Raw genomic sequence first — 12,386 nt, forward strand, 5'->3', positions numbered from 1 at the left:
TTTTGAACAGAAAAACAAACCTTCAGAAGCGGATCGTCGTGGTGGGGCTTGGCTACATCGGCTTGCCAACAGCGGCGATACTCGCTACCCATGGCTGTAGCGTCGTTGGAGTCGACATTCGGTCGGACGTTGTAGCTGCCGTGAACAGGGGCGAAGTACCATTCGTTGAACCTGACCTCGATATCGCCGTCACTGCGGCGGTGACCAAGGGAGCCCTTGTCGCGAGAAGCTCCGTTCCGGTGGCTGATGTCTACATTGTGGCCGTCCCGACACCGCTCGGATCCGACCGCACCCCGGACCTTTCGTTTGTCGAGAAGGCAACGGCCCAGATCGCTGCAGTGCTTCGCGGTGGTGAGTTGGTGATCCTCGAATCCACTTCGCCGCCCGGGACAACTAGAAAGATGTCGGAAATTGTTGCGTCGCTTCGCCCTGAACTGAAGGGCAGCATTTTGTTTGCCCATTGTCCAGAACGCGTATTGCCTGGACGGATGATGGTCGAACTTATTGAGAACGATCGGATTATTGGCGGCCTCACAAGCGAGGCAGCCGAGAGTGCAATGGAGGTCTACGCGACTTTCTGCAGAGGTGAACTGATTCCGACCACCGCAACGACAGCAGAGACTGCCAAGTTGGTAGAGAATGCTTATCGCGATGTGAATATCGCATTTGCTAACGAGCTATCCATGCTCTCAACGGCGCTCGATATCAATGTATGGGAGCTGATTTCCCTTGCGAACCATCATCCGCGGGTGAACATCCTTAATCCGGGTCCCGGGGTCGGGGGACATTGTATTGCGGTTGACCCATGGTTCTTGGTTGACGCAGTACCTGAGCATTCTTTGCTCATAAAGCAAGCGCGTCTATCGAATCTTTCGAAGACTGAATTCGTATTTCGAGAGATTTCCACCCATGTTGGTGCTGTTGGCGTTCCCGCTGTCCTTGTCCTAGGGGTCTCCTACAAGGCAGATGTGGACGACCTTAGAGAGTCCCCTGCGATTGAGATTACTGAAGCTCTTGCAAAGGAACACCCCACCGTTAGTTTCTTGGTCCGGGATCCTTTTGTGGTGGATCTGCCTGTGCATCTTCGGGAGTTGCCGAACGTATCACTGGTGGACTCGATAGAAATGATTCCGGATAGTGCTATCGTTTGCGGTCTTGTCGGGCATAGCGATTTTAGAAATTTGGATCTCTCTCGCTTTGATCCAGAAAATGTCTTCGATGTTTGCGGAATATGGCCTTCCACGGAGGACAGCGTTGTGAATCTCCCTAGCTCGCCGGTGCGGGGTTGATCATGAGGGTTGCTATCCACGGATCGTGTATTTCCCGGGACGTTTTCGAGCTCGCTCCCCGCGACAATGTTGACTTGGCTGCCTATGTCGCGCGTTCGTCATTCATTTCAGCGATGGCGCCGAGGCCTAGTGTAGTGGGTGCGGAAGCGCAGGCAGTGACCTCGAGTTTCCAACGACGGATGTTCTTGAACGATCTTCGTGGAACGGTTTTTGACGTCCTGGGAGCAACTTCTTACTCTTTGTTGCTGATTGACATCATTGATGAGCGTTTTAATGTGTTCTACCGAGGAGGGGAAAGGATAACCGATTCGCAAGCGCTGCGGGAGTCAGGATTTCTCCGAAAGGCCGGCGGGACTTGGTCAAGACTTGAAACGATGACGGACGAGCATTTTCTGCAGTGGTCGGAAGCGGTCGCGCGTTTTTTTGAGCGTTTTCAGCGGGAGAATCCATCCTGCGGCATCGCCTTTCTCGATGCAGACTGGGCAACGACCGCTAGTGTGGAATCCATTGAAGTACCGAAGTTTGCTGGCAAGAGCGCCGAGCACGCCAACAGGGGTTTTGAACGGTATCGAAGTCTGCTGGCGACCTACGCCACATCAGCTGATCACGTGATTCGGCCACCGAAGGAGTTCATCGTCAGCGACGTCGGACACAAGTGGGGCTTGGCACCGTTCCACTACACCCAAGGATTCTACGACTACGTAGCCGATCAGTTGGTGAAGATCGCGATGCTGGATTCGACTACCTAAGCTCAACGAGTACGGAACTACCACGCAGATTCTTCGTTTCAATGAGGAGCCGGATTCCGTTCCGCGTCTGCTGAATGGCAGTACCTGGCCGGGATGTACTTTTGATCTGCCACTGGCGCTTCCCTGCGATGTGGACCTGCACCACTGGTGCGGTCTGGGTTGGATCGGAAACCGCTAGCTGGAGGATCCCCCCTTTTTTGACGATACACAATGAGCACGGTTCTTCGGAGCTGACAGCGCCCGCGGCTCCAGGCGCCCAGAAGTTGATCCCGGTGAAGCCTCCATAACTGATTCCCTGTGCGATCCGATCGTTCCGGAGGATCTTGATCGGCTGCTTTCGTGCAAGCGCCATTGTCTGGCTCAGTGAGGCAGCTGGCGCCAGCGCGTAGGCGTATGACGCATCGGTGGGGCTTTTCCCGTGAGGGTGTTCGATCGTCAGAAATTCTCTCTGCAAGCTTTCATCGGACCCCTCAGTGTTAATGCTTCGCCAATTTCCCTTTCGCATCTCCCGTCGGAACCTGCGTGGTTGTCCGTCGAGGAAGAGATAGCCACCGGTTTCATTGCTGTAGGCCCAGCGAGCATTTTCGGCTTCGCTCGAAACGTCGTTGCTAGCTGGTAGACGATGGCCGTCTACGATCAATGAGTCGGTCCGCCATTCTTGCACCATGCGGTGTTCGACCGTAGTTACAACTTCAGCACCTGATCGGCTTTCAATGTCTGAACCCATGGAGATCAACATGCCCCCAGGGAAGAACCATGACTGGCGTGCTGACATAGGGATTTGGTGCGGTGCGAGGAGGTGATGCCCCACCGCAGCGAAGGGTCCGATCTGGCTGCCACCGGTCCAGTCATTTTGTGGTGTTGAAGCGCCGTTTCGTGCCTGGGGATCGACAGGTATGGGTGTTCTATCGACGACTGTTCCAGGGAGGCCGGATAGATTTGCGGTTGGCCAGAAGCCATCTTCAAAGTTGTTGGGGACTGTGTCCCTATATAGGTATCGCATGCCTGCAGAGGTGTGATGACCCTTGAAGTTCTCCCCATTTCCACTTTCAAACCACGGGGTCCGACGGCTCGTCATCGCGAGGCTCAGAGCCCAGCCTTTCTCCCGGTGTACGACCCGGTCCATCTGGGGGAAAAGACGATGGCCAAGGGTTTCCTTGACGATAGCGTCCGGGAGTTCACTGGCTTTGGATCGCACCAGTGAGGAAGTCTTTCGGGCACGATCCGTAAAGTGCTCTCTGTCCCGGAGCTGTTCCAGCCACCCCTTGCAAAGCCGTTGCCAACGCTTGGTGCGCGTCGAGGGGAACAGCAGAGAGATTCTGATGATGGCATCGATGGTGTCCAGCGCGTCGACAATCCCGGTTTCGGTCTCGCGGGAAATTGCGCGACCGCGGACAGCATCGATCATCGAACCATTGACGATGAATGGGATGTACGACTCTTCCACAGACGACATAACTCGGGATTGCGTCTTGGCGTCCAGGGCTAGCGAGGTGTCCCGGACGAGCGCCATGAGCGTTGCTATCACTTTGAGAGCGGCAACGCCATAAGTTCCGTTATAGGGGACATTCTGATGCTGAATAAATGAACCATCGACGTGGAAGCCGGCTCCATGCTCTACCGGAGTCCAAACACTCTGCACCAGCTCCAACGAATCAGCCAGAAGCCTTCGATCCTCAGTTATCAAGCTGAACAGCAGGTCGTTCAGACCTAAGTCAACTCGGTTTGCACCGTCGGAAGAAGTGGCGCGCCCCGTCGAACCGCCTTGGAAGACGGCGCTGGACGAGTAGCGCCGAATTGCCGCCATGCAACTTCTTGTTGCGGCCTCCGGGAGTGCCATATCGAGCAAGATCACGGTGTTGAGAAACGCCCGCGGAATGGATATCTCCCAGGTGTACCAGGCACCTGAAGGGTAGTTCTTGTTCTTGAAAACCAAGTGATCAAAACGTTCTATCGAGGAACTGAGGATCTCGAAAAGTTCGGCGGACCTGAAGTATCGGGAAGCCGGTGAGGCCCAGGATTCTGCGCAAGATTGCAGGCGCGTCCACCCGCTTGATATCACCGATTCATGAATGAGGGGCTGATCCTCGAACACGCGGTTGTCATTGGCCGCTCGCGCAAGTTCTACTAGGCGGCTGACCCCCGCGTCTCGAGCCTCCCACAGTGCGTGCTGTGCCTGTCCTGAAACAGCGATATCGCTGCCAAGGAGTATTTGCCTCCACTTCTCGCGCATCGCTGCGAAGCGGGGTGTCTGTGTCTGTGGGGAAGCAGGCTCCTGTTCTCCGGGTCGAGGCTGTGAATCACCGGTAAGGAGTGCAAGGGCAGCCAGTAATGCACTGGCTTGGACAACGCGGCGCCTGGATATTTGAGTCATCTGCATGAAGAGGGATCGTCTGGGTTCCTAGGTATTCAACAATGGCTTTGGCCGCACCGGCTCCGTGATCTGCTTCCAGTTCGTGACTGTGGGCCGTGAACTTTCCGGAGCGAACGTCCGAAAGGAATGCCTCCACTTGAATGGCGAGTCGCGGTGACTCTTTGGCCACGGCTCCTAGTCCGGAGCGTTCAACGATCGAGGATCTTAGCTCCTGGTTGTCCGTGGAAGTGCTCGTATTTGGAATCCAGAACCCGGGCAGCGCCGAGTGAATCGCCTCATGGACGGTGTTGTAGCCTGCCGCAGCAATCAAGCAGTCGAAGGCGGCGAAAAGGCGCGAAATCGGAAACTCCCTGACAACGTGCACACGGGACCCAACGTTTGGTGTGGAAACAGTAAGCGGGGATAGAGCGAGTACAACATCGGTGTGGAGGTCAGCCGAAAGGACCCCTTCGATTACATCTCGTCTGGCGGTGGAAGTGTCATTGATCTGTCCTGCGCCGAGCTGAACCAGGACATAGCGTCGATCGTGTGGGAGGGAGAGCACGTCCAATGCTTCCTCTCGACTTAGTTGGCGCTTATAGGGGGCAAAGGTGATAGCGGGGACATCAACGTGGTCTGCGCAGTTGGCGACTGGGCCCCTATCATGATTTGCCGCAATATCACCAGGGACGATCACGTGGTCCGCGTATGATTTCGTGTCCTCAATTTGGACTGCCGATGCGTTGTTTTTCCAAAGGCCACGGCGGAGCCAGATGACTCGTGCGCCGTGACGGCGAGCCGCTTCGTGGACTCCGCGATAGATCCATGTGCCGTCAAAGACGACCGCTGCCGGCTTGTTTTCGCGGCAGACGGCATCCATAAACTCCGCAAAACGATCGTTCCAAATCTCAGCTGGAAGCTGACTCTTAGTTTGGCTGTCGAAAGATAGCACCGAAAAGCCGAAGCCTTCGACAATTTTTGCCGCGCTGGACAGGGACACAAAGTGTGAATCGAAGAGAGCTTGACCGGCACTTGCGATGCTCATGCACCTTGTTAGGTGCCCAACACCCGCCCCATTGCTTGTCACGAAGAGTACTCGCGGGAGAGCCGAGCCTGCCTGCCAAGGAAGGCGCAGGTGGCTGGCTACGGGGGTCAGCCCGCCGGAAATGCCTTCATCAAGGGCTCGAACTCGGTTTACCGTGCGTTCGATCCTGTCAAGCTTGAGGTTGAGGTGATAGTTGAGTCTGGATGCGTCCTTACGTGCGCGCTCGACGTCCATCTGGGTTGCGCGCACGCCACGGGACAGATGCCGAAACACGATCCCGGAAGCGGAGATCACCACAACCAGATCCAGTAACGAAAGTACTGCCAGGGACACAATCCCGGCTTGAGTTGCTGCATGAAATGCAAAAACCGCAGTGCCTGCGTGCACCAACACGCAGGCACCACCGGCAACCCACATCAGAGGGACAAGACGCTTCATGCGTACGTGTTCTCCGATTTTTCATCCGCATGGGTCAGGTTCTTGAGCCTGCTGATGAGAGAGCTCGCCGAATAGCGTTCTTCGATTACACGGCGCGCACGATGTGCCTGTTCAACGTACAGATGCGGGCTCGAAACGAAGCTCGCGATCACAGCTGGCACTTCGCTGGCGTTTGCATAGACAGCGCCTTCTCCGAAGGTACCTTGCATATACGGCGGTACGATCACGACCTTTCCGGCCGCCATCGCTTCCGCAGTCGCCATGCCGAATGACTCCGTTAGCGCGTCGTCGTGGAAATAGACCCAAAAATCGATTCCGCGAAGAAAGTCAGAAACCGGAACGGTGCCAAAGGGCAAGTACTCAGGTCCGGCAATGTTCTTCTCCCCGAACTTCGATTTGAGCGACTCGTTGCCGCCAAGTACAACGGTTCGGAACTGCTCACCGCCAATATAAGCGCTGCGGAAGTCATCAAGGCGGCTTGGCCACTTAAGAGGATTGTCGCGGGTATGGCGTCCGACCACGGGGGTGCCCGTTGGCGCCGATACATCCGGTGCCTCATCAAGAGCTACTACACCAGGCCAGACTGCTGACTCTAGCCGTGCTGCTGCTACAAGAGGCCGGCACAGCCGTAGGGTAGGCGCTGATTCAGCGACTACCCTCGTCCGGCAGGAAAACATGGTATCGACATTCGAAATACAGTCGTTGAGATCAAAAAGCATGCCCGAGCCGCCGGTCAGCATCGGGGGATTGTTGACGATAAGTACAACGTTCTTTGCCACGATGTTGGAGCTGAGATTCTCGGCGTACTGGACAACGCTGGGGTGTCTGATGACCACGCTGTCGCACTCGACAGAGTCTGACAAGGAGAGCAGTTCGACGCTACTTCTGGCAAGCAGAGCGAAGAAGCGTTCGGTCATGGGGGTCCCGGGCTTGTTCAATGGAGAATCGAGTTGGATCACACCAACTTTGAGTCCCTCTTTCGCAGCGGCTTCAAGTTCCGTGAGCGTGAGTGTCGACGTTCCGCCTGGGAAACGGAAGTCTGTTGCATAGATGACATCAAACTTTGAACCTCGGGGAGTTCCGCTTGCATTTAGATTACTGGCGATCGCAAATGGAAGTCTTCCCTTCCTCGCATTAGTTGCAATACGGCCGGCGTCGCGTTCGTGCTGATGCCAGCGCGTATATGCCGCCAAGTAAAGGCGGCGGGAGGGATCGACATAGCCGCGCTTCATCTCTCCGGAGGTCAAAGAATTGGCCCGGGTGCGAGTGAACGACATAGGGTGCGTACCAACGATGGGGAGCGCATCGCCGTACCAGTTGACCAGTCGGTCTCGGAACTCGGCGTCAGCCCCGCGTCCGATAGCATCCCATGGGCCCAACGACTCAATCACAGATCGGCGCACCATTAATGAGGAGAAATTCGGTTGCGTAAACTGGGGATTATTGTTGATACGCAGAAACTCCAAATCTTCCGTGCTTCGCGAATGGTTGCTCAAGTTCGCCGGAATTGATGGGTTCTGAAGCAGGTGCTCCACTTGGATTTGGAGCTTTTGCGCATGTGACCAGTCGTCATCGTCGTGAACCGTGATGAAGTCACCGGTGGCCAGTTCGAGGCCACGGTTCCGAGCACAATAGGGGCCCTGGTTTTTGTCGCTTAGGACCAGCTTGATTCGCTGATCAATTCTGGACACTTCCCGAAGAAAATCGACGTGTTCAGGGTCGGAGCAATCATCAATAATGATGATCTCCAGGTTTCGCCAAGTTTGCGAGACGAGCGAATTGATAGCTGTTTTCACATAAGCCGAGCCGTTGTAAGTAGGGACCAGCACCGAGATCTTAGTCGAATCGTTCGCTACTCCGTCAGAGCTAACTGTTTCCAGCCGGTCAAGCAGGGAACCATCCCCGTCAGAGAGGCGAATACCCAGCAACCCTGCGGACACGAAGAAGGCGTCGAGTGTCTCGATCCACCGGCCGCCCTGAGCAACACCATCCACCTGGTTGATGGAATTCAGCGAAAGAAGAGCTGCATGAACCGGGAAGTTGTGTGCAATCCGGAAAGATTTGATGTGCTCCCGGACAGCCCGGAGATTCCCGCTTGCTGAGAGGGCCTCAACGAAGATGAATCGATCGGTCTTGCCAAGGGAATTGGCGCCATGAGTTTTCTCAACGAAGCTGAAAATCCGCACAGCATTCTCAACGTCTCCCTCGCAAGCCTGCTGATTGGCGAGAATACGCGCTAAGGCGAGCATGTGCTTATGGTTGAGACTCTTCAGCCCCTTGCTGGTCGTCAGGCCGATGCTTTCCACGGCAAGTAGCCGGATGAGTTCTTTGAAATTGAGCTCGTTTGAGGACGCTGCGTAAGCAAAGGCGTCTCGGATCGAGGTACTGGCGGACTGTAGAGTGAAGGTCTCGATCGCACCGGGCATCTCACTGATTCGACGTGCCATCTCTTCGGCCGGCCCGGTTTTCAGGATTCCAGTCACAGTTTTTGTTTTTGGATTCGCTGACGTAGGAAGCTTCTTGATGGACCGTGAATTCTCTAGCAGCCGAGTGTCGAGGCCGCTCAGACTCTTCTGAATCGCTGATGTGCGGCGATTAACAAGTCTGACGCCGATAATCTGCAGGATTACGAGCGATCCGATGGCGGCAGAAATCAACATCAAGCTTGCGGGCCACCATTGAAAAATACTTGAAACTGCGGCCATTCCTAAGGAAATCAATGCGAAGAGCGCAATGCGAAGTTGCCATTTGCCAAAGCCATTTAGCATATTGAGGGTTCCTAGAGGCGCTCGGCCGACGCTGATGCAGAGGCGCCACGCGTGTCAAAGAAACGTTTGGATTTTGCAGCGAGAGCTTCGACGTCATAGCTGCTGTGATTCTGCAGGAGCAGAACGATTTCTGCGTTGGCGGTTGCTGCCTCGAGATCGCCGACACGTTCATAGGAGGCATCGGCGACCTTCCAGTCCGCAACCATCGGATCATGGAATTGGAGGACTGCTCCACGGGCTACAAGTTCCTTGGCCACGTCGGTAGCCGGGGATTCGCGCTGGTCAGCAATATTTGGCTTGTAGGTCACACCGAGGATCAACACCGTGGCACCCGAAAGGGCAAGCTGGTCATTGTTCAACTGCGCTTGGACACGATCGACCACGTATCGCGGCATCGAGTTGTTGATCTCTTCTGCAAGTTCAACGAACCGGAAAGGATAGCCCAGAGATTTCCGTACCTGGTAACTGAGATAATTGGGGTCGATCGGAATGCAGTGGCCGCCAACACCCGGGCCTGGGTAGAAGGCTTGGAATCCGAAAGGCTTCGTCTTTGCTGCGTTGATGACATCCCAAAGGTCGATATTCAGTTCGTGGCAAAACTTTGACATCTCGTTTACAAGGGCGATGTTGATGTGACGATAAGTATTCTCAAGGAGCTTGGCTGTCTCGGCCTCCTTGGCGCCCTTTGCCGGAACCACAGTGTCCACGAACTGGGAATAAAAGTCGACAGCGGCCTTTGTGGATTCCTGGGTGACGCCGCCGACTACCTTGGGAGTGTTCTTGAGACCATAGATTTTGTTTCCGGGGTCGATTCGTTCCGGTGAGAAGGCCAAGTGGAAATCCTCGTCGAGCTTCTTGCCCGCGCTTTCAAGGATTGGGAGGCACAACTCTTCCGTGGTCCCAGGGTAGGTCGTGGACTCAAGGATGACAGCGGTTTTCTTGCTGATGTTCTGTGCAATGGTTCGCATTGCGGATTCGACCGCATTAAGGTCGGGACTTCCAGCCTCACCCAACGGTGTCGGAACACAGATGACAACGACGTCAGCATCAGCGATTACGGACGGATCATTGCTAGCTTTGAAGCCTTGACTATTCATGGCTGCAATGTCAGCATCACTCAAATCGTCGACATGAGAGATGCCATTGTTGAGTTGCTCAACAACCTGAGCGTTGAGCTCCAGGCCGGTGACCCGGAGTCCTGCTTGCGTAGCTCCCTTGGCGAGCGGTAGTCCTACGTAGCCTTGTCCGACAACGACGACATTCTGCACTGTGGATCCAATCGTATTCTTGGCCGCAGCCCGGAGCGGGCGGCGATGGTCTAGATGCCCCGAAACATACCAATCGGAGGCTTCGTCAGGTCGGGAAGAGTTTGAGCGCAGGATGCCGTACAGCGTTCCCCCGACGCGACTTCGGTCTTAGCGATCATATAACGACTTCGCCGACGGACTCCTGTGAGTCCTCGGCAAACGCGATGGTGTCCCGCAACTGTAGGACGGCAGGTTTCAATCAGATGAAATCGTCCATTCGTTGCCCCAGACCGAAGAGGGCTTCTATGGCTGCTATAGTCCTGGCCGCCGCCCTGCCATCACCGTATGGATTCACAGCATTCGCCATTCCATCGAAGACGCTGCGGTTACGGAGCAGGGTTTGGACCTCTCTGACTATCCGATCTTCTGCGGTTCCGATCAGACGAACAGTTCCAGCAGAAACGGCTTCGGGCCGTTCCGTGTTTTCGCGCATCACCAGAACCGGCTTACCGAGGCTCGGTGCTTCCTCCTGGACTCCGCCCGAGTCTGTCAGTACGAAATGGGCAAGGGAGAGCATGCGTGTGAACTCGCCATAAGCAAGGGGCTCCGTCACAATTACGTTCGCTATGTCTTTGATGGACGGGAGAAGGGCTTCGCGGACGACGGGGTTCTTGTGGGCCGGGAGCACAATTGTCAGCTCTGCCTCGTCCTCGGCGATGCGCGCCAGCGCGCGGCCGATGCTGAGCATGGCATTGCCTTGATTCTCGCGCCGGTGGGTGGTTACCAGGAGGACCCTTCTGCCTGAATCGACGAGCTCTTCCAAGGCTGGGTCGCTGAATGGGACCTCCTTGCCCACAGTACTGAGTAGGGCATCGATCACCGTATTCCCCGTCACCACAATATCTTCGCGTGAGATACCTTCGGCCAGCAGATTCTCCTTGCTGGTGTTGGTCGGGGCCAAGTGGAGGCTGGCGATCTGCGAGGTGATCTTCCGGTTGCCTTCCTCGGGGAAGGGCGAGAAGAGGTTTCCGCTACGCAGGCCGGCTTCTGCATGAATCACTGGAATGTCATGATAGAAAGCCGCAATCGCTGCCGCGGTCGATGTCGTGGTGTCGCCTTGGACAATGACTGCGTCGGGCTTTCCATTTTGGAAGATCTTGTTCAGCCCGTCGACCGTACGCGTCATGATCTCCGAAAGACTCTGGCCACGCTGAAGGATATTGAGGTCGTGGTCAGGGACAATCCCGAAGAGTTCGTTGACTTGGTCCAACATTTCGCGATGTTGGCCGGTTACTGTTACGACACAATCGAACTCGGCAGAGTCTCTCAAGGCCAGAATGATTGGTGCCATTTTGATTGCTTCGGGTCGCGTTCCGAAAATGGGCATGACTACTGGCATTGTTCTCCCCCGCGGATTCGAATTACGGCCAACGTCACGAATGCTACTTGAAAATTGAAGTTTCTTTTCAATGTGTCGGCTATGAATAGAAAATAATGGCAAGCACTAATACTGGAACAGTGACGACCGCTGCGATGACGAACACCAGTGCGATCATGCGCTTGTGTCGGGGCTCGGCCGGCCGCCTATCGCGTTTTGGCGCCCGAGGCTTAGCCGCGATAGATGCATGCGGCCTTGTTGTTATGGGGGACCGTGCTGCCACGAACATTTCGTCCGGAACAGCCGGCCGGAAGCGTCGGCGGCTCAGGTGCCGGGGGGCTGGAAGGAGCTCCGAAGTACGTTCACTTGAGGTGTCCACCGGCTGCTCCTTTCGCTTCCGCTTCCGTAAAGGCCCGCAACGATTCTAGCCGGGTACTCCGGAGGATTCCCGCACCCCCGACCTTCCACGGTCGCTTCAAGGGCACTCCGGGCGCAGGTTCACGTCGATCACCCCGGCCCCTTCGACCACGAAGCGCCGCAGCCATTGCAGCGAATCCAGAGCCGGTTTGGACGCCACCATGTGGATCTCGGCCGGGGTGCATTGCCGCATCAGGGTTCCCGCCCGCAGCACATGGTACGAGGACGTCACGACGGCGATTGAGCGCCAGCCGTTCGCTTCGGCCAGCTTCCCGACGGCGGCCGCCTCGCCACGCGTGTCCATGCCCTCCGGCCGGAAACAGACCAGGGATTGCTGCGGAAAATGCGCCCCCTTGCAAAGCGAGTCGGCCGAAGCATTGCCGGGCGTGTCGGTCCACGAAAGCACGAGCACCGGCGGGTGCGGCCCACCGGGCGCGGACTGCCCGCCGGCGGCGGCCTGCGCGGCAGCCAGGCGTTCATCGCTGCTGCCGCCCAGGACCACGACGGCGTCGACGGCCGGGGGAGCGGGGGTGGAGACCAGGCAGAAAAGCTGAAGCGAAGCGGCGAACCAGAGAACGAAGAGGCCAAGCGCTCCGGCTGAAAGATACTTCAGCGGCCTCCTGTTTTTCTGTTGCACCCTGCAAGTCTAGAAGCAGGCGGGCGGTATCCCGTCCGCTCACTGAATGTCAGCCCGAACGACTA

At 56.2% G+C, this 12,386-nt stretch carries 8 protein-coding genes; 2 read left to right on the forward strand and 6 right to left on the reverse strand.

Annotated elements, in window-relative coordinates; translation table 11 throughout:
- The first annotated feature begins 2 nt into the window (after positions 1 to 2).
- Positions 3 to 1,289, forward strand: a complete 1,287-nt coding sequence (gene wecC, locus BLP88_RS13810; protein WP_074590080.1) for a UDP-N-acetyl-D-mannosamine dehydrogenase — start codon at positions 3 to 5, stop codon at positions 1,287 to 1,289.
- 2 nt (positions 1,290 to 1,291) lie between these two features.
- Positions 1,292 to 2,038, forward strand: coding sequence for a DUF6270 domain-containing protein (locus tag BLP88_RS18785; protein WP_257028137.1), 747 nt, complete (start codon positions 1,292 to 1,294; stop codon positions 2,036 to 2,038).
- On the opposite strand, the gene BLP88_RS13820 is transcribed toward BLP88_RS18785, so the two are convergent.
- From BLP88_RS13820 to BLP88_RS13845, 6 genes are all read right to left on the reverse strand, one after another.
- Positions 2,031 to 4,418 carry a polysaccharide lyase family 8 super-sandwich domain-containing protein gene (locus tag BLP88_RS13820; protein ID WP_084111215.1) on the reverse strand — a complete coding sequence of 796 codons (2,388 nt, stop codon included), beginning with the start codon at positions 4,416 to 4,418 and terminating at the stop codon, positions 2,031 to 2,033. The two genes, BLP88_RS18785 and BLP88_RS13820, sit on opposite strands and share 8 nt — an antisense overlap.
- On the reverse strand, positions 4,339 to 5,874 hold the full coding sequence (locus tag BLP88_RS18790; RefSeq protein WP_139163401.1) for a hypothetical protein: 1,536 nt from the start codon (positions 5,872 to 5,874) through the stop codon (positions 4,339 to 4,341). The genes BLP88_RS13820 and BLP88_RS18790 overlap by 80 nt, the downstream gene beginning before the upstream one ends.
- A complete protein-coding gene (locus tag BLP88_RS13830; RefSeq protein WP_084111218.1) occupies positions 5,871 to 8,642 on the reverse strand; it encodes a glycosyltransferase in 2,772 nt (923 codons plus the stop codon). Before BLP88_RS13830 ends, BLP88_RS18790 begins: the two co-directional genes overlap by 4 nt.
- Positions 8,643 to 8,653: 11 nt before the next feature.
- Positions 8,654 to 9,910 carry a nucleotide sugar dehydrogenase gene (locus tag BLP88_RS13835; RefSeq protein ID WP_074590089.1) on the reverse strand — a complete coding sequence of 419 codons (1,257 nt, stop codon included), beginning with the start codon at positions 9,908 to 9,910 and terminating at the stop codon, positions 8,654 to 8,656.
- A 238-nt stretch (positions 9,911 to 10,148) separates the two neighbouring features.
- A complete protein-coding gene (wecB, locus tag BLP88_RS13840) occupies positions 10,149 to 11,288 on the reverse strand; it encodes a non-hydrolyzing UDP-N-acetylglucosamine 2-epimerase (protein ID WP_074590091.1) in 1,140 nt (379 codons plus the stop codon).
- Positions 11,289 to 11,742: 454 nt separating this feature from the next.
- Positions 11,743 to 12,321 carry a YdcF family protein gene (locus tag BLP88_RS13845; RefSeq protein WP_084111221.1) on the reverse strand — a complete coding sequence of 193 codons (579 nt, stop codon included), beginning with the start codon at positions 12,319 to 12,321 and terminating at the stop codon, positions 11,743 to 11,745.
- Positions 12,322 to 12,386 lie beyond the last annotated feature (65 nt).

Source organism: Arthrobacter cupressi, from assembly GCF_900099975.1.
Taxonomy (GTDB): domain Bacteria; phylum Actinomycetota; class Actinomycetes; order Actinomycetales; family Micrococcaceae; genus Arthrobacter; species Arthrobacter cupressi.

What these genes read in the sequence shown, in the direction of transcription:
- wecB (WP_074590091.1), bottom strand. Translation starts at nt 11,288, where the DNA reads ATGCCAGTAGTCATGCCCATTTTCGGAACGCGACCCGAAGCAATCAAA.
- BLP88_RS13820 (WP_084111215.1), bottom strand. Translation starts at nt 4,418, where the DNA reads ATGCAGATGACTCAAATATCCAGGCGCCGCGTTGTCCAAGCCAGTGCA.
- BLP88_RS13830 (WP_084111218.1), bottom strand. Translation starts at nt 8,642, where the DNA reads ATGCTAAATGGCTTTGGCAAATGGCAACTTCGCATTGCGCTCTTCGCA.
- BLP88_RS18785 (WP_257028137.1), top strand. Translation starts at nt 1,292, where the DNA reads ATGAGGGTTGCTATCCACGGATCGTGTATTTCCCGGGACGTTTTCGAG.
- BLP88_RS18790 (WP_139163401.1), bottom strand. Translation starts at nt 5,874, where the DNA reads ATGAAGCGTCTTGTCCCTCTGATGTGGGTTGCCGGTGGTGCCTGCGTG.